The sequence below is a fragment of the Vibrio sp. Sgm 5 genome (genome assembly GCF_026241575.1).
Taxonomy (GTDB): domain Bacteria; phylum Pseudomonadota; class Gammaproteobacteria; order Enterobacterales; family Vibrionaceae; genus Vibrio; species Vibrio jasicida.
Window position 1 is genome coordinate 41,168 of the sequence record NZ_JAPHPY010000001.1, and the last position, 21,922, is coordinate 63,089.

Sequence of the window (21,922 nt, forward strand, 5' to 3'; positions counted from 1 at the left end):
TCCTTTATTACCAGCTGATCAGATAGTTTGAAATCAGGTTATCAATAAGCTCTTTACCATCAATAGGTTCACTAGAGAAAAACTTATCATCAACGCTTAGTAGCGTGATTCCATGTACTCCGGACCACAATACGCGACTCGCTTGAAGTACTTCAGACTCAGTACGGTGCGGTGCGATTTGAGCAAGTAAGGATTCTAGCATGCCAGTCATACCGTCGATGCGTTTTGCATGCCATTCAGGAAGTTCTGCGCCATTCATATTGTGCTCAAAAACTAACTGCCAACGATGTGGGTGTTTTTGCGCGAAATCGTGATAACAATAAGCCAGTTCAAATAAGGCCTGATGGGCATCTTTACTGTTCTTGGTCGCTTTCACTGCTTCTTGTTGTAGCTCATCTAACGTTTGAGCAACCGCGTGTAAAAGCAACAAGTTATAGTTGCCGAAAATGTTTACTAAAGTGCTTGGCACGTAACCAATCATGTTAGCAATCTTACGAAGACTGAGCTCGTGGTAAGAGTTTTCGTCTAAAAAGTCTTTGACCGTAGTAAGGGTCAAGTTGACTAACTCTTCTCTGGTGTGATCGTTTCTGCGCGCCATAATCTAAAACTACTTATTGAACAACGTTCAATATGATAGACAGCTACTGAATCACCGTCAATAACACAAACCAGTCAGAAACCTATTGCTTGGCAATATTCTGATACATGTCTTCTATTATGGAATGTTTCATTGTTGTATCTGACGGAGTATGATGGTCATATCTCATATTTAGCGTGCTACTGATATGGATGCTTGTTTGCTTCATCATCAATCAGCATGATTAAGTACATATCGTCAATTTTAAGGATAACGATGAAACGTTTATTTTCGATTGTCGCCCTACTGATGTTTACTGTTGCCGTAACGCCTATCGCAGAAGCGAAGAAATTTGGTGGTGGTAAGTCTTTTGGTAAGAGTTACAAAACCGCGCCTGCTCCTAAACAGCAGCAACAAAACACAAACACCATTGGTAAAGAACAAGGTGCTAAATCATCAAGCAAAAAAGGTTTGATGGGCGGCTTACTTGGTGGTCTTCTTGCTGGTGGTCTTCTGGCAGCATTCTTTGGTGGTGCGTTTGAAGGTATCCAGTTTATGGATATCCTAATCATTGGTTTGATCGCATTCGTTATCTTCAAACTGATGCGAGGTATGCTTGGTGCTAAGCAGGGCAGTATGAATCAGCATCGTCAGCAGCCAGCCTTTGGTGGTAACAACACGAAGTTCGAGCAGCCAAACATGCAGAATTTTGAACAACAACCAAACACAAATGCTGGTGGCTTTGGTGGTTTCGGCGCACAAACTGATATCCCGCATAACTACCCACCGGGTTTTGACCAAGCGGCATTCATCAACGGCTCTCGTGAGCACTACCGAATCCTGCAAGGCGCGTGGAACCACAACCAACTTCATACAATTGAAGAGTACGTTTCACCAAGCCTATTCGAAGACTTGAAAGCAGAACGTGCGAAGTTAGATGGTGAGCAGCACACAGATGTGATGTACGTTGATGCTGAAATTGTTCGTGCAGATTATGATGCAAGTAAGGCACAGCTCAGCTTACAGTTCAGTGGTCGTTACCGTGATGCTGAAGAAGGTGTCGAAGAAGAAATCGAAGATATCTGGCACCTAGAGCGTGACCTAACTGTGCCAAATGCACCGTGGTTGATCGTCGGTATTCAAGGTTAATTATCTTAAGTATTCAATTTAGTCTTAATAAAATCCCGCTTTCGTGCGGGATTTTTTATGCCTGAAGATCAGAGACTCTAAATCTATCGAGACAGTACGAGTGGTTGAAGTCGACTTTAATAGGGTTGTTATGAGGCAGCGATGAGTCGCACAATAGGGAATGGTGAAGATAAAGCTAACGGAGATGATCAATGGCTTGATTCCATTGACCTAAATAAACCAACTAACACTTGGATTCGCTCTCAAGCAGAGCTAGTTAAAAGTACCTAGGTGTCGTACTACTAAACGAAAGATCACTAAGAATCGCGCGTTGAGTGAGGCTAGATTTAGCCAAATAGTTAGGTAAGCCATTGAAAAAATATAGCTATAGAACGAAAAAAGCCAGCTCAATGAGCTGGCTTTTTCAATATGGTGGAGGGGGACGGATTCGAACCATCGAAGGCAGTGCCGGCAGATTTACAGTCTGCTCCCTTTGGCCACTCGGGAACCCCTCCAGGGTGTTTTTATACTTAGATGTTAGTTTCCCAACCTAGCTTCCAAGTTGTTCTCATGTTCAAAGGAAAACATAAGAAAGAATATGGTGGAGGGGGACGGATTCGAACCATCGAAGGCAGTGCCGGCAGATTTACAGTCTGCTCCCTTTGGCCACTCGGGAACCCCTCCAGGGTGTTTTTATACTTAGATGTTAGTTTCCCAACCTAGCTTCCAAGTTGTTCTCACGTTTAAAGGAAAAACATAAGAAAGAATATGGTGGAGGGGGACGGATTCGAACCATCGAAGGCAGTGCCGGCAGATTTACAGTCTGCTCCCTTTGGCCACTCGGGAACCCCTCCAGGGTATTTTTATACTTAAGATTTGTTTTCCCAACACATCTCTCAAGTGCGGAGCGCATCATAGCAAACTCGCTCCGGCTGTAAAGCGTTTTTCTTACGTTTTTACGTTGAATGCTGCCTTTTTGGGCAAAGATGGTAGAAAGTCAGCGTTTTGTATGTCGTTTATACAAAAGGAAAACCTTCTTTTTACTTGAATTTACACTACTTGACGTTAGAGGACGTATCTACTGATAAACTGTATTCAGTTTAATGACATAAGTTTATTCGATTAATAGTCAAGATTATGAGTATGAGAGCCACTTTATCTGTTTTAACGCTTTCTATTTTAATGGCTTCGCCAGTAGCTTTTGCTGCCAAACGTGGTCCATCTACAGTTACGGTAGTAACTGAACAAGTAGAAACGCATGAAATTAACCAATCTCTGTCGTTGATCGGCAAGTTAGAAGCGGCCGAATCCGTAGTGGTTGCTTCTGAAGTCGCTGGCAAGGTGAAACAAATCGCCGTTAACGCTAATCAAAACGTTCAGCAAAACCAGCTTTTGATTCAACTTAACGATGATAAAGCACAAGCTGCCTTAATAGAGGCAAAAGCATACCTAAAAGATGAACAGCGTAAGTTAAAAGAGTTTCAGCGTTTGGTTAAACGTAATGCGATTACCCAAACTGAAATTGATGGGCAAAAGGCGAGTGTTGAAATTGCACAAGCGCGTCTAGATGCCGCTAAAGCTAACTTATTGGATCTTCATATTAGTGCACCTTTTGCCGGTACCGTTGGTTTTATTGATTTTAGCAAAGGTAAAATGGTCAGCGCTGGTTCTGAATTATTGACGCTTGATGACCTCTCTGTCATGGAATTGGATCTTCAAGTTCCTGAACGTTACCTATCGATGTTGTCGGTCGGTATGGAAGTGCATGCCACCACCAGTGCTTGGAATAATCAAGAATTCGTGGGTAAGGTAACAGGTATTGATACGCGAATTAGTGCTGAAACCTTAAACTTACGTGTTCGTATCGAATTTGATAACCCAGAAAATCACTTAAAACCTGGCATGCTGATGAATGCATCGTTGGCATTTCCTGCGATTAAAGCGCCAATCATTCCGGTTCAAGCACTTGAGTATTCAGGTACTAAGCGTTTTGTATACGTGATTGATGAAGACAATAAAGCAATGCGTCAGGAGGTCTTCCTAGGAGCGCGTGTTGATAATGAGGTTGTGATCGAATCGGGTGTTGAGATCGGCGACAAAATAGTGGTTCAAGGCATCGTAAATATGCGTGATGGCGTTGAAGTCGCTGAAATTGTCGCGCCAACTCAATCGAAAAGTGCACATGCTGCAGATGCAGAAGGCAAAGCGGCTAAGGAAGCGAACTAATGTTACTTTCTGACGTTTCCGTAAAGCGCCCTGTCGCTGCGCTGGTATTGAGTATGCTGCTGTGTGTATTCGGCTTTGTGTCGTTTACTAAACTTGCAGTCCGTGAAATGCCAGACATCGAAAGCCCAGTGGTTTCGATCAGCACACGTTATGAAGGCGCCTCTGCCACCATCATCGAGAGCCAAATAACGTCGGTATTGGAAGACCAGCTTTCTGGTATCAGTGGTATCGACGAAATTAGCTCGACGACGCGCAACAGTATGTCGCGTATCACCATTACATTTGAGCTGGGTTATGACTTAAACACCGGCGTGAGTGATGTTCGCGATGCCGTTGCTCGCGCTCAACGTTCGCTGCCAGATGAAGCTGACGATCCCGTTGTTTACAAGAATAATGGTTCTGGTGAAGCCTCCCTCTATATTAACCTCAGTTCATCAGAGATGGACCGTACCCAGCTAACGGATTATGCCGAGCGCGTACTTATGGACCGCTTTAGTCTGATATCGGGCGTCAGTTCGATCGACTTGTCCGGTGGTTTATACAAAGTGATGTACGTGAAGCTTAAACCAGATCTGATGGCTGGTCGCTCGGTTACTGCATCTGATATCACGACAGCATTACGAAGTGAAAACTTGGAAAGTCCAGGAGGTGAGGTTCGTAACGATTCAACCGTCATGTCAGTTCGTACAGCACGTACGTACAATACGCCAGAAGACTTTCAATATCTTGTTGTGAAACGTGCTAGCGATAACACGCCTATTTATTTGAAAGATGTGGCGGACGTATTCATTGGTGCGGAAAACGAAAACTCAACCTTTAAGAGTGATGGTGTAGTCAACATTAGCTTAGGCGTCGTTCCGCAATCAGACGCTAACCCGCTAGAAGTGGCACAGGCGGTGCGTTCAGAAGTAGATAAGATTCAGAAGTTCTTACCGGACGGTACTCGTCTGGCCATAGACTATGATGCCACAGTATTTATTGAACGCTCGATTGATGAGGTATACAGCACGCTCTTTATTACGGGTGGTCTGGTTATTTTAGTCCTCTATATTTTTATCGGTCAGGCGCGCGCTACATTGATTCCTGCGGTGACGGTACCAGTCTCACTGATTTCTTCATTCATTGCGGCTTACTACTTCGGCTTCTCTATCAACCTAATCACCCTGATGGCGCTTATCCTATCTATCGGTCTAGTTGTGGATGATGCGATTGTTGTCGTAGAGAACATCTTCCACCATATTGAGCGCGGCGAGTCACCACTGCTGGCGGCTTATAAAGGCACAAGAGAAGTCGGATTTGCCGTTGTTGCTACGACCTTGGTTCTGGTGATGGTCTTCCTGCCGATTTCTTTTATGGATGGCATGGTAGGCCTGCTATTTACTGAGTTCTCAGTATTGTTGGCGATGTCAGTGATCTTCTCATCTTTAATTGCATTAACGCTGACTCCAGTGCTCGGTAGTCAGATACTAAAAGCGAATGTGAAGCCGAATCGATTCAACCAAGCGGTCGATAAATTGTTTGCTAAGTTAGAGACTGGTTACCGAAAAGCGCTGCGTGGTGCATTGAAGGTTCGTTGGGCTGCGCCTTTGGTTATCCTTGCGTGTATGGGAGGCAGTTATGGTTTGATGAATCAAGTGCCTGCACAGCTAACGCCACAAGAAGACCGAGGGGTTATCTTTGCTTTTGTTCGTGGTGCAGATGCGACTTCCTACAACCGAATGTCGGCGAACATGGACATCGTAGAAGATCGCTTGATGCCATTGTTGGGACAAGGTTTCCTGAAATCATTCAGTATTCAAACACCAGCATTTGGTGGGCAAGCGGGTGACCAAACTGGCTTCGTTATCATGATTTTAGAAGACTGGAACGAGCGTGATGTGACGGCACAAGAAGCACTCAACCAAGTTCGTAAGTCATTGGCCGGTATTCCAGACGTTCGTGTCTTCCCATTCATGCCGGGTTTCCGTGGTGGTTCTAGCGAACCTGTGCAGTTTGTTCTTGGTGGCTCTGATTACGATGAGTTGTTAGTCTGGGCTGAAATGCTCAAGAACACAGCTGAAGAGTCACCAATGATGGAAGGTGCGGAAATCGACTACTCAGAGAAAACACCAGAGCTTTTGGTGTCAGTGGACAAGCGCCGTGCTGCTGAACTTGGTGTGAGTGTACAAGACATCTCTGAAACTCTAGAAATCATGCTTGGTGGTAAGAGTGAAACCACTTACGTTGACCGTGGTGAAGAATATGATGTTTACCTTCGAGGTGACGAAAACAGCTTCAATAACGCGGCTGATTTGAGCCAGATTTACTTACGCACCAACAGCGGTGAGCTAGTGACCCTAGATACGGTTACTAAAGTCGAAGAAGTGGCGGCATCAATTCGTCTGTCCCACTACAACAAACAGAAGTCGATCACCATTACTGCTAACCTATCGGAAGGTTACACCCTAGGTGAGGCGCTAGATTTCTTAGATCAAGAAGCGATTGATAACCTGCCGGGTGATATTTCGGTCAGTTACTCTGGTGAGTCGAAAGACTTTAAAGAAAACCAAGCCAGTGTTGCCGTTGTATTTGCCTTGGCATTACTTGTTGCATACCTAGTATTGGCAGCGCAGTTTGAAAGCTTCGTCAACCCACTGGTGGTAATGTTCACCGTGCCTATGGGCGTATTTGGTGGCTTCCTTGGGTTGGTCGTCATGAGTCAAGGAATGAACATCTACAGCCAAATCGGCATGATTATGTTGATCGGTATGGTAACCAAAAACGGTATTTTGATCGTTGAGTTTGCTAACCAGCTACGTGACCGTGGTATCGAATTTGAAAAAGCGATCACTGATGCGGCAGCTCGCCGTCTGCGTCCTATCATGATGACGGCATTTACGACGCTAGCTGGTGCTATTCCTTTGATCATGTCAACAGGAGCAGGTTATGAAAGCCGTGTGGCCGTCGGTACCGTTATCTTCTTCGGTATGGGGTTTGCGACGTTAGTTACACTGTTTGTTATCCCTGCGATGTATCGATTGATCTCTGCGAAGACGCGTTCCCCTGGTTATGTTGAAGCTGAGCTGAATAAAGCGCTTAGCCATGATACGAAGGGACGTATCGCGCACCCTTAACCAAACTCTAAAACACAAAAGCCGAGGCAATGACCTCGGCTTTTCTTTGTCTCCAATTTTGGGTTTTAAAACCAGCTTGGAGCGTTCGATTAGAAGCGTTTACCCAAGCTCACTTGCACGCCTTCATAGCTGTCGTAGAAGTCATCAAAGCCCATGTCTGCAACGTTGTAGATGTATTCTGCACGTAGCCAAATATCTTTACTCATATCCCAATGGACACCTGCACCAATGTTGAATAGTGCACCAGAATCGTCTGTGACTTTTTGTTCGTTTGGAACATACATTTCAGCTTGAGTGCCAAGCGCGGTTACGCGGCCAAATAGTGACAGTGGCGTATCGCCTAAGTTATCACTCGTTACAACAGCAGACATACCTGCTTGGTAATAGTGAAGGTCTAAGTCAGTTTTTAGAGCATCATTCTTAAGTTCATTTTGTGAATAACGCAGTACCCCTTCAAATGCGAGGTATTGGTTTACATGGTAACCCCAGCCAACCGTAATGTGAGGTGTCGACCAGCCACTGTCGCGATCAGAACCAAAATTCGGAGTGTCAAAACCAACATTACCTGTGCCTAGGTATAAGTAGGATTGGTGAGTTTGCTCTTGAGCTGCGAAAGTTGGCAGACTCAGGGTCAGTGCCGATAATATTAGAATGGCGTTTTTCATAACTTGGCGATAACCTTTGTGAAGAACTGTTTTTAGAATTAGTATTAATTTAATCAATAAGATAAGTGGCAGTTATCATATCAGTCTTTTGGGTGAGTATGCGATGTTGAGCGAAAATTTGTTGTGATGGCGCAAGTTTTAAGCAGATCAAACTCGCTCATTTCTCTGCTATGAGCTGTGAGATAAATAAAAGGAAAGTAAAGTGGCTGAATTCAAATACAAAAATCTAACTCAAGAAGAACAAGACAAGCTGGACGCGGCAACATTTCGTCGTCTTCTTGCACATTTAGATGCAAACAAAGACGTGCAAAACATCGACCTTATGATCCTTGCTGGTTTCTGTCGTAACTGTTTCAGCAAATGGTACAAGGCAGAAGCGGAAGATCTTGGTGTGGATATCGACATCGATGATGCTCGTGAGCGCGTTTACGGTATGACTTACGATGAGTGGAAACAAAACCACCAGCCAAAAGCGACACCAGAACAGTTGGCGGCATTTGAAGCGCGTCAGAAAAAGTAATAGACACCATTTAAGCAGATACAAAACAGCCCGCTCATTTCAGCGGGCTGTTGCTTTATTCTCAGCGAAAATCACTCAGTGATTGGGCCGCAACATGCGGGTTCCACACAGCCTTCTGCTTGAATAATCTCAAGTTGAGCAAGATACGGTTGGATATCACCGATGTTCTCTTTTACCCAATCAGTGTTGTAGTAAGTATCTAGGTAGCGTTCTCCAGAGTCACAAAGCAAAGTAACGATAGAGCCGTTCTCACCACGCTTTTTCATCTCACATGCAAGCTGTAACACGCCGTACAGGTTGGTACCTGTCGATGCGCCAACTTTACGACCAATCAGACCTGATAGCCAATGTGCTGTCGCCACGCTTGCTGCATCAGGGATTTTACGCATTTCGTCTACGACACCAGCAATGAAGCTCGGCTCAACACGTGGGCGACCGATACCTTCGATTTTGCTACCGTTTTCACCTTTGATATCGGCATTACCAGACTGGAAGTAGTCAAAGAATACTGAGTTCTCAGGGTCAACAACACACAGTTTTGTGTCGTATTTTTGGTAACGGATAAAGCGACCAATCGTTGCAGATGTACCGCCAGTACCTGGGCTCATCACAACCCAACTTGGGATTGGGTGATCTTCTAGCTCCATTTGGCTAAAGATAGAGTTCGCAATGTTGTTGTTACCACGCCAGTCGGTTGCGCGCTCAGCGTAAGTAAATTGGTCCATGTAGTGACCGTTTAGCTCTTTCGCTAGGCGACGAGACTCGTCATAAATTTGGTCTGAACGGTCAACAAGGTGCGCTTTACCGCCGTAGAATTCGATTTGTTCAATTTTCTTGCGTGCTGTGGTTTTTGGCATTACTGCGATAAACGGTAAGCCAAGTAGACGCGCGAAGTACGCTTCAGAAACCGCTGTACTGCCTGATGATGCTTCGATCACCGTGGTTTCTGGACCAACCCAGCCGTTACAAATTGCATAAAGGAATAGCGAACGCGCTAAACGGTGCTTTAATGAACCTGTAGGGTGTGTGCTTTCATCTTTTAGGTAGATGTCGATGCCTTCAAGAGAAGGAAGATCAAGTTTGAAAAGATGAGTGTCTGCTGAGCGTTGGAAATCAGCTTCAATCTTACGCACTGCGTTGTTGATCCAGTTGTGGTCAGTACACATAACGTGTCTCCTCGGAATTTTGTAGGGTAGTTGTTTTTGTCTATGGGAATAATCTACCTATAAATGTAGAGAAAAACTTTGCTATTATTGTTTTGATATTCACTAATGATAGAAAAAAATTCTACTTTGTAAGGTTTTTATAGGAATGAGCTTAGATAAAATCGACAAGACGTTACTTTCTTTACTTCAAACCGATGGCACCTTGTCTTTGAACGACTTAGCTGAACGGGTGAATTTAACCACAACACCTTGTTGGAAGCGGATGAAGAAGCTAGAAGATGAAGGTTACATAGAAAAGCGAGTCGCGTTGCTGAATGCAGAAAAACTTGATTTGTCATTCATCGCTTTTGTCCAATTAAAGACCAGTGACCACTCTGAAGATTGGTATCACCATTTTGTTACCACAGTGAGTGATTTCCCTGAAGTGATGGAGTTTTATCGTATGGCGGGTGAATACGACTATATGATGAAAGTATTGGTTAAAGACATGAAGTGTTTTGACGAGTTTTACAAGCGGCTCGTCAACAGCGTAAAAGGTTTGTCGAACGTGACATCAACTTTTGCAATGGAACCGATAAAGTACACGACGGAGTTGCCTATTTACGGCGGTTAAGTGATTTAAGATAATTCGGAATATTAGGAAGGAGCGCTTCGGCACTCCTTCTTTCGTTGCAATTTACAACAAGCTACTTGGTATAACGCATCACGCCTTCTTGAACTGCGGTAGCAACAAGGTGGCCTTGTTGGTTGTAGATCTCACCACGAACCAAACCACGCGTATTGCTTGCTGTTGGGCTTTCGATGGCATACAGCAACCATTCATCCATCTTAAATGGACGGTGGAACCAGATAGAGTGGTCGATGGTTGCCACTTGGAAGTTTGGCGTCATCAGCGATACTTCATGCGGGTGCAGTGCTGTGGTTAAAAACCCCCAATCAGAAGCATAAGCCAATAGATATTGATGAATGAGCTGGTTGTCTGGCATCTCACCGTTGGCACGAATCCATAGATATTGCTTCGGTTCTGTCTTTTTAGGCTTGAGAGGATTGACGATGTTCACTGGGCGAGTCTCTATCGACTTTTCTCCACAGAATGTTTTGCGCAGCCTTTCTGGCAAAAACTCAGCAATGTGACTTGCGAGTTCCGATTCGGATGGAAAGTTCTCTGGCCCCGGAATGTCGGGCATTGCGTTTTGATGGTCAAACCCAGGCGTATCCCCATGGTAAGAGGCAGTAAGGTAGAAAATAGGGCGACCGTTCTGAATCGCTTTCACGCGTCGAGTACTGAAGCTGCGGCCATCACGCAGGTTTTCAACATCGTAAATGATCGGCTTTTCAGGATCGCCAGGGTATAGGAAGTAACTGTGGAATGAATGCACGGTGCGTGCGTCTTCTACCGTGTAACGTGCTGCGGATAACGCTTGTCCAATAACCTGACCACCATAAACTTGAGGTAAACCTAGGTTCTCGCTTTGACCACGGAACAAGCCTTCTTCTAGTTTTTCGAGTTGTAGTAGGCTGAGCAATTCTCTTAATGGTTTACTCATGATGTCTCCTCACCTTGTTTTTATTACTGCTTCAATTATGAAACAAAATCAACTGTTTGGTAATTTCTAACTTAGTCAAACTATTGTCAAATGAATCCATTTAACGCAGACAGTTTAATATTCTCCCTCTATACTTAGCGCGAATCGATACACCCGTTGAGGAAACTATGAAAAAAACACTACTACTTGTTACTTCTTTACTATTCGGTGCTGCACTAGTGGGTTGCCAAACTTCTCAAACAACAGAAATGGAATCGGCTGAGGCGTCAATGAAGACAATTACAGGTACAGTGGCTTACCGCGAGCGTATTGCACTGCCTCCACACGCAGTAGTAACGGTAGCACTTGAAGATGTTTCTTTAGCGGATGCTCCTGCGAAAGTTCTAGCGAAACAAACGTTCGAAACAGAAGGTAAACAAGTGCCTCTAGCGTTTGAACTGAGCTACAACAGCAACGATATTAAACCTAACCATCGTTATAGCCTACGTGCTCGTATCGAAGTTGATGGTAAGCTGCGCTTTATTAATGATACTAGCATTCCAGTTATCACGGATGCAGAACAAACGCACGAAGCGAACATTCGCCTTGTTGGTACGCGTTAATCGCTACCTTCAAACAAAACGAATAAAAAAATGGCAGCTTAAGGCTGCCATTTATATTTTATAAGGGATACTTTTCCGACTTCAGACACTTCGATGCCTTCTGCTTCTAGCTTGCTCTTTTGTCGTTCAAGATCTCGGCCTTTTAACGAAATCTTTCCTTGGCTATTAATGACTCGGAACCAAGGTAATTTGCTGCTTTCTGGTAGGTTACCCAGCGCTTTACCGACGTGCCTTGCATAGCCCGGATAGCCTGCCATTTTGGCAATTTCACCGTAGGTCGACACTCGCCCTGTGGGAATTTGGTGAATTACAGCAAAGATTTGCATTAAAAATTGGTCCATACTGACAGTGTCCATTGTTGTTTACCAAGGAATGGTAATACACAAGACTTGTATTTCGCTATCAGTTCTTGCTCCTTAACATCACTTACTGCTCACAAAATAACACCGTTTACGTTCCCTTTTTTCTGAGCTGTACATTGATCTCAAAGAGTAGGTTAGCAATGCAAAAATAAGCTCAAGCTTAGCTTGAATCTAGACCCGTTCAATGACGTTATAATCGAAAGAGGTTGGCCGTTGAATTACCAAGTTGGTTGGGGAAGCCAGGAGGCGCTATGATTTTTTCGACACTTCAATTTCTTGTTACGACTCTACTTGCTGTGGTGTGCGCGCGTGCCATTAGTTTAAGTGAGGGTGACATTCCTGTTATTGCTTTGATGATTCCTGCACTGTGGATCTTGCCGCAAGGGGGCTTCGCTGGCCTAGTGTTACTGGGCGCGATGACTGTCTATGGTGTTACGTTGTCTATGCAGCCGATCGCTTTATCCATTGGTACCTTAGTGCTGTTTCCGTTGCTCATGGTGGTTTTTTCTCGACGCAGCTCACTGGGCGTGTTGCTCACCGCAGGTTTGATCGTATTGACACTTCAAGTTGGCATTATGGTAACGCAGCAAGCAGGTAAGTTAGATGGTTCACCATGGCTTACTGTTTTGCAGACTCTGTCCGTTGTGGTGATGTGGTGGGCCGCGAGAAGTTGGAGACCTTCCGAAAAACACAGCTGGTGGTCGTTGTTATTGTTGCTGCCATTGTGGATAGCTGGCCTACCTTATGCGGTACTTTTGGCATTAGGTATCACAGGTATTTTAGCGTCCATGGAAGCGCTGACTAAGATTAAAAATTCAATACGCTGGGGTAAATTACTGTGTTGGACGTTACCGACAGTAGGTTTTGCCGCTTTGGTAGTCAGTCCGAATATTGAAGTGCCAAACCCTGTTTTCGTGGTTTGGATATGCTTACTTGGTACAGCATGGATGACAGACTACATCTTACGTAGTAGTGATGAGCAGGCCGAGTTATAAAATAGTTGTAAGCGCGCTGACTAAATAGTGACCCGTGCGGCAGACTCCTGATCTGATTATGAAATAATAGGCCGGATGTTATATGTTCGGCCTTTCATATTTATTGTGTATTTAAAAATAAAAATTCAATCTTAACCTCTATGGATATAGAGGCATTTTAGAAACGTTAGTCATGGTTAAAGTTGTTCAAAGGCTGTTGGTTTTTGCTTGCTTTTTACTGAGCCTGAGTCTCAAAGCAGAGCCCGTAACACCCTCTTATTATAAAGTTGCGACAGAAGCGGATGATGTCGTTACTCGAGTCCTGTTTGATGCAGTAGCAGAAAACTTTGATGTCTCGATCCAATACGTAAACTACTCCAGTTTCGATGCCATTCTTGATTCGGTAGCGACTGGTGAAAGTGATTTCGCCGCCAACATTACCTACACCGATGAGAGAGCAGCGCGGTTTAGCTATTCGCGTCCGACCAATATTGAATACACTTACCTCTATGGGGTGAGTGATACTAGTTTAAAAGACACCGCTGTTGTTGGTGTTCCCCAAGACACTATTTATCAAGACCTGATCAAACAAAACTATCCCGAAGTCATTCAGGTTCCCTATCAAGGGTATGAAGAAGCGTTGACGCTGCTACGAGCAAATCGAGTTGATGGCGTTGTTGATGCCATCAACCAACTCAAGCCTATGCTGCTTGAAGGCTTTGATGCCAAATTGCTCAACGATCACATATCAATAAAGCCGGTATCAATCGTAAGTGCGAAAGGCTCCCATCTGGACGAGCTTGATCGCTTTGCTGATTTCATTCATAGCGAATCGGTGCAAAAGCTATTACGAGAGCAAGTAGCACTGTACCAATTTGAATTGCGTCAGACCGCGTTACGAGAGTCGTTAAAACAGCTTCCTATCGATTTAAATGAGCCGTTTAGGATCAAACTGGAGTCTATTTTCCCCTACGTTGTCTATAACGAGGATGGCTCGGTTGAGGGTATGACGGCAGATGTTGTGCTTAAGAGCTGCGATATTCTGGATCTAAATTGCGTGATTGTTGGTCAGCCAAGTGAAAGTTGGGAAACCATGTATCATCAATTTATTCGGGGTGAGTTTGATATGCTTGCTCCATTGACGATCAGCCGAGAAAGACGAGCATTCAGTTATTTTCCGCAGCCTCATTACTCTCCGACGTCCGTGATGGTTAAGCGTCTTGGCTACAAACCTAACGTTTATTCTCATGTCTCTCAGTTGATCTCCGAACGTATTGGCGTAGTGAAAGACGATTTCTTCGATCAAATTTTGACGCAAATGCTGCCGTTAAAAGAGCTTAATCGTTTTGATTCACAGCAAGCGATGCTCGAAGCACTGCTAGCAAGAGAGATTGATTACATCGCAATGGATACCGCGATGCTCAACCACTTCTTACGCTTGAGCGAACTTATCCCCATTGAGCAAGATGATGCGATTGGTGAATTCTACCAATCAGAGCTGTCGGTTGGGCTGGCGGCGAACGAGCGCGGAGCAATTCTTGCGCCGTATTTCAGTCGCGCGATTTCTATGCTCGATCTTGAGAAAATTGTCGCGCAATACGATTTAAGGCCTGATTGGCGAACTGCATTGGAATACGAAGTACGTTTGGCCACGCAAACTCAAGCAGTGTTTATCTTTGTGTTGGTGTTTGTACTTGGGGTGACATTGTATTTATATCGTCAGTCTAATACCGATAACTTAACCGGATTGAGAAATCGTCGCGCTCTGCATGTGAAGTACCGCCAAGGTGTACCAAAAGACTTAGCGATTCTTTATTTGGACATTAATCAGTTTAAGCAAATCAACGATACCTACGGACACCGAGCTGGTGATCGCGTACTGCAATTGCTGTCTCTCAAAGTACATCGAGTATGGGCGGGTAGGAGCTACCGAATCGGAGGGGATGAATTTATTTTGCTCGGATACCCAACCGAAGTTCAATTGCAAAGAGCAATGGAGGAGCTCAGTCAGTTGGATGTCAAAGATGAAGCTTTAAATGGACTGAGTGAAGTGACTATCTCTGTCGGGGTTTCAGCTAAACGTGAGCGTAGCGTGAGTCTGGAGCAAGCCATGCATTTGGCTGATGAGAACATGTACTCCAGTAAGCAGGCGTCGCGTGATTGTTGTGACGGAAATTCCTGTCCGGCGGGGACCTAATAGGCTGAATTGACCGAGTTTTGTGCAAACAGAAGTGAAATGGTTAAATTCGTCGCTTTAGCCCTTGCAATCTGAGAGGCGATACTGAATAATCCTCACATCATTTGAGACACGCTCTCAAAACAGAATTATGGGGCCCTGGTCCTCTCGCAACAATAGCTCGTGAACTCGGTCAGGTCCGGAAGGAAGCAGCCGCAGCGGGTGACTTGTGTGCCGGGATGTGGCTGGGGTCCCACCCTTTATGAAGCCTGCAATATATGTTCGCATAAATTGCAGGCTTTTTTCATATTTGCACCATAAGTCTTCATAGTCTATTTTTTTGTTGTAGGTTTACAACAAAAGTGATTTTACTATGTTTGACCAAACCAAGAAGTCATCTCACGTACACAACATTTGTATTCATTCAGCATATTTACGCTAGTAGATTTCTTTCCAAGACCTTATCGATAGGCACTTCCAGAACCGAAATTTCATAGTCTGACTTCTTCTTACCCATTCAAACTTTGTGGCTCATTAGAGAGCTGTGAAAAGATAGAGAATCGGATTATTTGATAGCCTTTTTCAACACTTTTACTCTGGTATATTGGTTGGGAAGGTAGTGATGAGTGAGGGTTTTGAGTTATTTTTAGCACAGACTGAAGTGTGAGAACGAGGAAAGGCGTCAAGGTTGACAAGTTACTCTTTACGCTCAAGTTATAGTGATGAAATCGCAATCTCGCTTGTGTGATTTGATTCACAACTTTGAGTGCGAGATAAATCTATAGAAAAGTGAAAAACACACGCGATTAAAATAATTTACTGGCTAATTTAGTTATATTGTCTGGGCTTAATGCCTTTTAAGTCCGTACTTCAATCGTAGTAACTATTCATTTCCACATTACCTATTCAAACCGCTCAGGGATAAAATAGTTAGATCTAAAAAAGTACTAGGTCGACTATGAATCAAGAACTACCCCTAGGCAACCTAAACATCACTTCAAAACCTTGCTCTCGAATTGGTTGGATAGTGGAAGTTCATCCAGAGAAGAATCGAGTAAAAGTAGATTTTGAGAATAACCCATTTTCTCAACCAATTTGGGCATCATTAGGCCGTGCTTTTACTCGGTCAGAAATTTTTATGGCCATCGATAATAAACTCGATTGCCGTATCTCTTTTCTATCCGAAGACCTCACCATTCCAACATTAGTTGATATCTACATATCTTTGCTGGAAGAACAAGAGCTTGTTGTTAAAGCAAAGAAAATAACACTTCATGCAGAGGAAGAAGTGCTTATTGGTTCCGGCGAGGCACAAACTAAATTTAGTGGGACGGATGGGCGTATTACTACAACGGCTAAGCATGTAAGTAGTAGTGCTGAAAAAATTCAGAAGATTCAGGGCTCTAAAGTAAAGCTCAACTAATCCACTTAATCCTGAGTAGATCATATTATGGCAGTAACAATAAGTGCAAATGGACTCAGTGTTGTCCATAAAGGTTCGGGCGGCGAAGCAAACGCAACACTGCCAGATGTCTGTCTAACAAAAGTGGGGAAGCCCATCGTACCTATCCCTTACGGTAATAATGCTAAATCGTCTGATTTAGCTGGCGGTTCAACAACGGTGACCGCTGACGGTGGGAATAGCATTGCATTAAAAGGCAGCACATTTGCAAAAAGTACTGGCGATGCAGCAGGTGATAAAAAAGGCGTCGCCTCGGGTACTATCGAGGCGGAAGCAAAATTCATTTCAGCGTCTCCCGATGTCCTGATTGAAGGAAAAGGCGTCGCTCGCCTCTCTGATCAGATGACAATGAACAAAGCTAACACAATGTGTTTGGGTGGCGTTCAAAACCCTGCTGTCAGCGTGACAGAAGATGAAGAAGGGACATACACGGTTTACGTGAAAGCTCGCTATCCTGACGGCATTCTGCTCAAAGATGCTGACTTTGATATTACCGACCCATCAGGAAGCGTGTTAACGAGCGGGCACTTTGATGACTCTGGAAAAAGCACTGTCTCTGGTTTAAAACCGGGACAAATTAAGATTCTGGCTAAAGAAAGTACGAATGCGTTCGTTCCTAAAGTTGTGCGAATTGATAACCCACATTATTTGATGACGCAAACTGACGAAGATTTTTTCGATAGAGCATCTCAAGGTCAGCAAACATTTTGGCACCCCTACCGTATAGCTCCTCCCTCTGAAGGATGGGGAGCAATGGGGACAAGTCTAACTGCCGATCGTTATTTTTTAGACATTGTCGATTTAGAGGTCAAAACACATTTTCTCCAGCGTCATCCAGACTTTTCATTCAGCATTCTTGCTGAAGCCTTAGTGGCAGGGATTGAAAGCATGTCTGAAGAGAGTATGGATCGTGTTCTTTCTCTTGGTTTACCCTTGGTTCTAGAGGAAGGTGAATTACTTTCGGTTCTGTTCCGTTTACCAAAACATGAAACAGCAGATCGAATGCTGGCATACATGCGAGCAAGAGGGAAAGGGAACCCACAAACGTTCTTACAAGAATACGATTGGCAAAGTGCAAAGCAAGCGCTTAGTAGTCAGCTTGAAGCGGTGCTTTCAAAAGTAAAAGGGCGTCTCGAATCACTTAGCTCTGAGGCTAACCGATTAAACTACCTGTATCTCTCGTCAGATATCTATGACGCGCACGTAAGTACGATAAATACCTACTCGAAAAAACTGTCCGATAACCTGTCAAGCGCGTTTGAGCGTCTTCAAACCAAAGCGGAAAGCTTGATGAATGATACCTCTGAAGTTTCAGTCATTCAGGCACCGGACAACGTGTATTCAGCAGAGGCAGGGAATATTGAAGTTGTCATAAATGCGATTTTAAAAATCGACTTAGAAGAGCAGAAATGGATAAAAATTCGAGCAATTCATGATGACCTATGGGGAACCCCTGTTTATGCAAAAAACCTGAAAGTGATGACCAATGGTTCCACTCCTCATAAGGATAAACTAGAACTCAACCTATCACCGCAGCGCAGTACTACATCAGCAACAATGGAACTGGCGTTGGAAACTCAGAAAACAGAAGGGGGTGTGGTCGTCATCGATGATCTCAAACCAAATACGGCTTCTGTAACGATCGAGTATGAAGGTGAGCCTGGTATTGAAGCCAAAATAAGAAAACAACAAGAGTCGATAGAGACGTACTTAGATGGCTTGTTAAACACGGTCGTTCAAGATATGTCAGGCTTCCAAAAGCAATGGGATGAAGAAGGTATATTGTGTTTGGGAGATGGCGTACTTGCCGGAGCTAAAGCTTGGGGAGCAGATGTGGTTGAACTATTTTCTCCCGAAGTATGGGGCGAAATGGGTCATACATTAGCTGATGCCACTACTGATAGCTTTGATAAACTTTATATTTATGCCAACCAAAAATATAACGCGCTAGAGCAATATACCGAAGATGCAATGAAAGGAACGGAGGCTCAGTTAGCCCAGAGCAATCTACCAAGCTGGGTAAAGCAAGCCGCTTATATCAGTAGTATCGCACCCAACTTACTTATCGCTGCCAGCGTTGATGCATACGAAAGTATTGATGATGCCATCGATGAAGTGCAGCTTTGGTGGAGTGAAGGCTCCGACGATATCGCACGAAAAATCAAATGTATCGCAAAGCACAGAGAGGCGATCTGGAACTTACCAACACTATTCACCAGTAACAATGTAAAAGACTTGGAAAAGTTTGTCGATACCGTGTTGATGGAGTTTGACCCTGAATGGGCTATGGAGGTAAAGAAAAGTGATTTTTTCCCTAAAGCCTTGGCGCTAATTAATGATAACAACAGTATTCTGCCTTTTTTCACTTACTTAAACCTGATTATTGAAGCCATCCCTCCTAACTTTTATTTTTATTACGTGGGTAAAGCGGCGGCCTATATCGCCATTGAAATAGTGTTGACTATCGTTATTGGTCTTTTGACTGGACCGGCAGGTGCAGCAGCAAGGATCGCCGCCGTTACCGCCAAATTTGGCATGGGCGTAAAAAAGGCCGGAACAGTCTCTCATGCAGCGCAAGCGTTAAAAGGCTTTACCAATACTCTGGACGGTTTAACAGATATTCTTCCAGACTACGACACCTTGGCTGGCCATCTAGCGTTGCGTCGTAAGTCGACTATTCCAAATAAAAGGGTGAACGATACTGCTCAATTAGAAGAGAAACACCATCCTAGAAATGGTCAGTGTCGACTTTGTAAGAGTGAAAAGCATAAAACACCTCGGGTATACCGTGGTGAAATCAATTACGTTTAGGGTGGGATATTGATGACCAAACTTATAAACCAAGAAGCATCCGAGTCAGATTTTCTCGTTGGGATGATAAAGAAAAAAAAGTATCGTAAGCGTTGGGTGAAAAACGTAAAGAAATTGCCTGATCATCCTTTTAATAATGGTATCCATATGGATACCCATCACTTGATTTCAGCAGAAGCAGTAAAGCACAGTGAATTGGGTGAGATCTTAGTCAAGAAAGGCTACGACATCAACCAGTTATCGAATTTGGTTGGCTTTCCTGCTACCCTGCCCGGGGCATGTCAACTCCATTGTCAACTACACCGAGGCGATCATACGTATATGAGACCCGAAGAAAAACCCTATCATCGCTATGTTTCAGCAGAGTTGAGAGATCCTGAAATAAGAAAAAAGATAAACAACTGTTACGGAAAAACTAAGAAAACGGAAGACGAGTCAGAAATACACAAAATACTCGATCCGATTAGTGAGGACATTCTTGATGAAATAAATTTTGTTGTTGATGGTGAGTACTATTCATTACCGTTAACCAAAATTTCCCACTATTTTATCCCTGGTGGGCCAGGATGCGCCTGTCAATTCGAGGTTAATGATGCGGAAAAGCATCATGGCACTTTTTGTAGCAATGCTAGGCTCCACTATAAAAACAATGACCGCGATGGCAAAGACAAGCGATACCAACCTAGTCGCGTGCCGTGGAATACTAAGACGATCACTTTTAGAAGTACAAGATGGACACCAGAGGTAGGAAAATGAGTCGATTCAACGATCAATACTATATTGTTTTCGAAATTTATGATGACAACACACTGTATCTCAAGCCACAAAAACATTCAGCTATGCGAGATTACGAATACACTAAACTTACTGGTGGCGAGCCGATGTTTTTTGAAAATTGTTATCGTGATGAAGATATTTCTCGAAGTGTATCAAGACCTATTAAACAAGCACATTTAGATTCAACCTACCCAGTTTTCACTACCGCTATCAAGCAGTCACTTGGCAGTGTTGATAATAACTTTTGTCAATGCTACCCAGCGGTAATAGTGGATGACAACGGCGATTTCCATGAAGACTATTGGGTGTTTAACGTCTTTGAAAAAATGGATGTTCTGGACATGGATAGATGTGCCATAAGAAAAAGAAACCCTAATAGAGAGGGACAAAAAATTCAGCAATACTGTTTGAGTGATGAAAAGTTAGAAGCGATACCAGAAGAAGAGCGCCTGGTTTTTATGCCTAAATTCAGCAGTACCCCTCATATTATTGTTCATGAGAAAGTGGTTAAAGCGTTCAAAAAACACAACGTTGATACACTTAACTTTGTAAAAGTATCGGATTGGGTAATGGGGAAGCAGTTTGTCGCTTCTTAATTGAACTTATGTGAAAGTCATTGGAAATGGGGCAGATGAGCTAAAACATTTATGCCCCTTTTCTACTTAGTGAAAAACTCGTTCATGGGCTTTTCCCATACAAACTGTTCAAGATTGATTCGAAATGAAGAGCTGCCAAGGTTGAGCGTAATCTTGCAATTTGAAGTTATTTTTGAGGGGGTAATGTGGTAAGAATTTTTGGTGTGTTTTGTTGGTTTGTAAGTATCACTTGTATTTCTTTAAAGGTGCATGCAGAGAGTCAATATTCCATTTTAGAAATGATAGACATTCCAAAAGGTAACGTTGATCTGTATACATGTCCTGATGACACTAAAATTTGCAGTGAACCAGAGTTTATAATGCGCACCATTGCAGTACCTCCTTTTCGTATCGGTAAATTTGAAGTCACGATGGAACAATGGGACGCCTGTGTTTCTGATGGAGGCTGTCAAAAGCCTAAGTCTAGCTGGGCATATAAAAATCGTCCTATAAAAGAGCCGTGTGTAGAGGGAGAAGTCTGCCAATACCCTGATGATATGGGATGGGGGCGTGGCACCCGTCCCGTTATCAATGTAAGTTATTCTGATGTGCAGGGTTATATAGATTGGGCTAACTCCAAGTTTGGCAAAAAGTACCGCTTACCTACGCGTGCTGAATGGGAGTATGTCGCGAGAGCAGGTATGTCGGAGAGTTATGATTGGGGAAAACAACCTAAGGCCAGCAACGTTAACTGTAGTAACTGCGGCACTGCTTGGAGTAATAAACAAACGGCAAGAGTAGGCTCTTTTCCTCCGAACCGGTTTGGTGCTTTTGATATGCTAGGAAATGTAGGTGAATGGGTAGACCAATGTTTACCTCAACGAGTAAAAGGAAGCCAAGAATGTGCAGTTTACTTGTTCGTCGGCGGAGGTTGGTTTTTACCGGGGCAGGACTTAGTCCCTAATTCCTATTGGTCACGACATATAGACATTCGAGAGCCATATGTAGGTTTTCGACTTGTTGAAGATATATAATATGAACACTTACTGCCACTGTTTTAGAAACCACATTTTGACTGCTTCTAGTATTGTGTAACTTTCTTACACCTAACCTTTGTGTTTTTGTTGAAGCTGACCAAAAGGACATGTTATGGTTTTAAATCTTGACAAATTATGGTTTCAATCGATATGTAACTTGTTGAGTTTAAACTATGTGGTTGGACGCATTATGGTTTTAGCGAC

The 21,922-nt window shown here is 43.7% G+C and carries 19 protein-coding genes, 3 tRNA genes and 1 other RNA gene; 15 read left to right on the forward strand and 8 right to left on the reverse strand.

The annotated features are described in order from the left end of the window. Positions 1 to 7: 7 nt before the first annotated feature. Complete coding sequence (locus OQJ86_RS00170; RefSeq protein ID WP_038865527.1) at positions 8 to 598, reverse strand: TetR/AcrR family transcriptional regulator; 591 nt, start codon at positions 596 to 598, stop codon at positions 8 to 10. A gap of 255 nt (positions 599 to 853) precedes the next feature. Between OQJ86_RS00170 and OQJ86_RS00175 the strand changes: the two genes are divergently transcribed. Continuing rightward, positions 854 to 1,726, forward strand: coding sequence for a Tim44 domain-containing protein (locus OQJ86_RS00175; protein WP_042602159.1), 873 nt, complete (start codon positions 854 to 856; stop codon positions 1,724 to 1,726). A 141-nt stretch (positions 1,727 to 1,867) separates the two neighbouring features. Beyond that, positions 1,868 to 1,996: a hypothetical protein gene (locus tag OQJ86_RS00180; RefSeq protein ID WP_258071253.1), complete on the forward strand. Its 129-nt coding sequence runs from the start codon at positions 1,868 to 1,870 to the stop codon at positions 1,994 to 1,996. A gap of 139 nt (positions 1,997 to 2,135) precedes the next feature. Here the strand turns inward: OQJ86_RS00180 and OQJ86_RS00185 are convergent. The 3 genes from OQJ86_RS00185 to OQJ86_RS00195 all read right to left on the reverse strand — a co-directional run bounded on the left by OQJ86_RS00185 (position 2,136) and on the right by OQJ86_RS00195 (position 2,559). Then, positions 2,136 to 2,220, reverse strand: a tRNA-Tyr gene (locus tag OQJ86_RS00185). 84 nt (positions 2,221 to 2,304) lie between these two features. Then, a tRNA-Tyr gene (locus OQJ86_RS00190) sits at positions 2,305 to 2,389 on the reverse strand. An 85-nt stretch (positions 2,390 to 2,474) separates the two neighbouring features. Then, a tRNA-Tyr gene (locus OQJ86_RS00195) sits at positions 2,475 to 2,559 on the reverse strand. 283 nt (positions 2,560 to 2,842) lie between these two features. Between OQJ86_RS00195 and OQJ86_RS00200 the strand changes: the two genes are divergently transcribed. Together OQJ86_RS00200 and vmeF are read left to right on the forward strand one after the other, a co-directional pair. Then, positions 2,843 to 3,931: an efflux RND transporter periplasmic adaptor subunit gene (locus tag OQJ86_RS00200; RefSeq protein WP_039978329.1), complete on the forward strand. Its 1,089-nt coding sequence runs from the start codon at positions 2,843 to 2,845 to the stop codon at positions 3,929 to 3,931. Next, the gene (gene vmeF / locus OQJ86_RS00205) at positions 3,931 to 7,044 is read left to right on the forward strand and encodes a multidrug efflux RND transporter permease subunit VmeF (RefSeq protein ID WP_042602637.1); all 3,114 of its coding nucleotides are present in this window, start codon (positions 3,931 to 3,933) and stop codon (positions 7,042 to 7,044) included. The genes OQJ86_RS00200 and vmeF overlap by 1 nt, the downstream gene beginning before the upstream one ends. A gap of 89 nt (positions 7,045 to 7,133) precedes the next feature. On the opposite strand, the gene OQJ86_RS00210 is transcribed toward vmeF, so the two are convergent. Then, positions 7,134 to 7,709, reverse strand: coding sequence for a porin family protein (locus OQJ86_RS00210; RefSeq protein ID WP_038866614.1), 576 nt, complete (start codon positions 7,707 to 7,709; stop codon positions 7,134 to 7,136). 202 nt (positions 7,710 to 7,911) lie between these two features. Between OQJ86_RS00210 and OQJ86_RS00215 the strand changes: the two genes are divergently transcribed. Further along, positions 7,912 to 8,229 carry a DUF1244 domain-containing protein gene (locus tag OQJ86_RS00215; RefSeq protein ID WP_005431642.1) on the forward strand — a complete coding sequence of 106 codons (318 nt, stop codon included), beginning with the start codon at positions 7,912 to 7,914 and terminating at the stop codon, positions 8,227 to 8,229. A 71-nt stretch (positions 8,230 to 8,300) separates the two neighbouring features. Here OQJ86_RS00215 and OQJ86_RS00220 read toward each other — a convergent pair whose 3' ends face one another. Continuing rightward, the gene (locus tag OQJ86_RS00220) at positions 8,301 to 9,395 is read right to left on the reverse strand and encodes a PLP-dependent cysteine synthase family protein (RefSeq protein WP_038866618.1); all 1,095 of its coding nucleotides are present in this window, start codon (positions 9,393 to 9,395) and stop codon (positions 8,301 to 8,303) included. Positions 9,396 to 9,540: 145 nt separating this feature from the next. Between OQJ86_RS00220 and OQJ86_RS00225 the strand changes: the two genes are divergently transcribed. After that, positions 9,541 to 10,008 carry an Lrp/AsnC family transcriptional regulator gene (locus tag OQJ86_RS00225; protein ID WP_039978205.1) on the forward strand — a complete coding sequence of 156 codons (468 nt, stop codon included), beginning with the start codon at positions 9,541 to 9,543 and terminating at the stop codon, positions 10,006 to 10,008. Positions 10,009 to 10,081: 73 nt separating this feature from the next. On the opposite strand, the gene tesB is transcribed toward OQJ86_RS00225, so the two are convergent. After that, positions 10,082 to 10,942 carry an acyl-CoA thioesterase II gene (tesB, locus tag OQJ86_RS00230; protein ID WP_039978202.1) on the reverse strand — a complete coding sequence of 287 codons (861 nt, stop codon included), beginning with the start codon at positions 10,940 to 10,942 and terminating at the stop codon, positions 10,082 to 10,084. Between the two features lie 167 nt (positions 10,943 to 11,109). On the opposite strand from tesB, the gene OQJ86_RS00235 reads away from it, so the two are divergent. Then, complete coding sequence (locus tag OQJ86_RS00235) at positions 11,110 to 11,544, forward strand: YbaY family lipoprotein (protein WP_038875861.1); 435 nt, start codon at positions 11,110 to 11,112, stop codon at positions 11,542 to 11,544. A 38-nt stretch (positions 11,545 to 11,582) separates the two neighbouring features. Here the strand turns inward: OQJ86_RS00235 and OQJ86_RS00240 are convergent, their stop codons facing one another. After that, complete coding sequence (locus OQJ86_RS00240) at positions 11,583 to 11,885, reverse strand: DNA base-flipping protein (protein WP_265984967.1); 303 nt, start codon at positions 11,883 to 11,885, stop codon at positions 11,583 to 11,585. Between the two features lie 272 nt (positions 11,886 to 12,157). On the opposite strand from OQJ86_RS00240, the gene OQJ86_RS00245 reads away from it, so the two are divergent. The 8 genes from OQJ86_RS00245 (at position 12,158) to OQJ86_RS00280 (ending at position 21,715) form a co-directional block, all read left to right on the forward strand. Further along, on the forward strand, positions 12,158 to 12,901 hold the full coding sequence (locus OQJ86_RS00245) for a hypothetical protein (RefSeq protein WP_039978198.1): 744 nt from the start codon (positions 12,158 to 12,160) through the stop codon (positions 12,899 to 12,901). Positions 12,902 to 13,073: 172 nt separating this feature from the next. Beyond that, complete coding sequence (locus OQJ86_RS00250; protein WP_265984969.1) at positions 13,074 to 15,077, forward strand: GGDEF domain-containing protein; 2,004 nt, start codon at positions 13,074 to 13,076, stop codon at positions 15,075 to 15,077. A gap of 136 nt (positions 15,078 to 15,213) precedes the next feature. Then, an RNA gene (gene ffs, locus OQJ86_RS00255) (signal recognition particle sRNA small type) lies at positions 15,214 to 15,310 on the forward strand. Between the two features lie 704 nt (positions 15,311 to 16,014). Next, a complete protein-coding gene (locus OQJ86_RS00260; RefSeq protein ID WP_045463626.1) occupies positions 16,015 to 16,479 on the forward strand; it encodes a hypothetical protein in 465 nt (154 codons plus the stop codon). 27 nt (positions 16,480 to 16,506) lie between these two features. Beyond that, a complete protein-coding gene (locus OQJ86_RS00265) occupies positions 16,507 to 19,329 on the forward strand; it encodes a DUF4150 domain-containing protein (protein ID WP_265984971.1) in 2,823 nt (940 codons plus the stop codon). A gap of 12 nt (positions 19,330 to 19,341) precedes the next feature. Then, positions 19,342 to 20,085, forward strand: a complete 744-nt coding sequence (locus OQJ86_RS00270) for an AHH domain-containing protein (RefSeq protein ID WP_265984973.1) — start codon at positions 19,342 to 19,344, stop codon at positions 20,083 to 20,085. Beyond that, the gene (locus OQJ86_RS00275) at positions 20,082 to 20,702 is read left to right on the forward strand and encodes an imm11 family protein (protein ID WP_228174916.1); all 621 of its coding nucleotides are present in this window, start codon (positions 20,082 to 20,084) and stop codon (positions 20,700 to 20,702) included. Before OQJ86_RS00270 ends, OQJ86_RS00275 begins: the two co-directional genes overlap by 4 nt. A 185-nt stretch (positions 20,703 to 20,887) precedes the next feature. After that, positions 20,888 to 21,715 carry a formylglycine-generating enzyme family protein gene (locus OQJ86_RS00280; protein WP_265984976.1) on the forward strand — a complete coding sequence of 276 codons (828 nt, stop codon included), beginning with the start codon at positions 20,888 to 20,890 and terminating at the stop codon, positions 21,713 to 21,715. Positions 21,716 to 21,922: the final 207 nt, after the last annotated feature.

Bases quoted from the DNA above. Each gene is read 5' to 3' on its own strand.
- OQJ86_RS00240 (WP_265984967.1), bottom strand. From the start codon at position 11,885: ATGGACCAATTTTTAATGCAAATCTTTGCTGTAATTCACCAAATTCCC.
- OQJ86_RS00200 (WP_039978329.1), top strand. From the start codon at position 2,843: ATGAGTATGAGAGCCACTTTATCTGTTTTAACGCTTTCTATTTTAATG.
- OQJ86_RS00175 (WP_042602159.1), top strand. From the start codon at position 854: ATGAAACGTTTATTTTCGATTGTCGCCCTACTGATGTTTACTGTTGCC.
- OQJ86_RS00235 (WP_038875861.1), top strand. From the start codon at position 11,110: ATGAAAAAAACACTACTACTTGTTACTTCTTTACTATTCGGTGCTGCA.
- OQJ86_RS00270 (WP_265984973.1), top strand. From the start codon at position 19,342: ATGACCAAACTTATAAACCAAGAAGCATCCGAGTCAGATTTTCTCGTT.
- OQJ86_RS00250 (WP_265984969.1), top strand. From the start codon at position 13,074: ATGGTTAAAGTTGTTCAAAGGCTGTTGGTTTTTGCTTGCTTTTTACTG.
- OQJ86_RS00225 (WP_039978205.1), top strand. From the start codon at position 9,541: ATGAGCTTAGATAAAATCGACAAGACGTTACTTTCTTTACTTCAAACC.
- OQJ86_RS00275 (WP_228174916.1), top strand. From the start codon at position 20,082: ATGAGTCGATTCAACGATCAATACTATATTGTTTTCGAAATTTATGAT.
- OQJ86_RS00265 (WP_265984971.1), top strand. From the start codon at position 16,507: ATGGCAGTAACAATAAGTGCAAATGGACTCAGTGTTGTCCATAAAGGT.
- OQJ86_RS00220 (WP_038866618.1), bottom strand. From the start codon at position 9,395: ATGTGTACTGACCACAACTGGATCAACAACGCAGTGCGTAAGATTGAA.
- tesB (WP_039978202.1), bottom strand. From the start codon at position 10,942: ATGAGTAAACCATTAAGAGAATTGCTCAGCCTACTACAACTCGAAAAA.
- OQJ86_RS00170 (WP_038865527.1), bottom strand. From the start codon at position 598: ATGGCGCGCAGAAACGATCACACCAGAGAAGAGTTAGTCAACTTGACC.
- vmeF (WP_042602637.1), top strand. From the start codon at position 3,931: ATGTTACTTTCTGACGTTTCCGTAAAGCGCCCTGTCGCTGCGCTGGTA.
- OQJ86_RS00210 (WP_038866614.1), bottom strand. From the start codon at position 7,709: ATGAAAAACGCCATTCTAATATTATCGGCACTGACCCTGAGTCTGCCA.
- OQJ86_RS00245 (WP_039978198.1), top strand. From the start codon at position 12,158: ATGATTTTTTCGACACTTCAATTTCTTGTTACGACTCTACTTGCTGTG.
- OQJ86_RS00180 (WP_258071253.1), top strand. From the start codon at position 1,868: ATGAGTCGCACAATAGGGAATGGTGAAGATAAAGCTAACGGAGATGAT.
- OQJ86_RS00260 (WP_045463626.1), top strand. From the start codon at position 16,015: ATGAATCAAGAACTACCCCTAGGCAACCTAAACATCACTTCAAAACCT.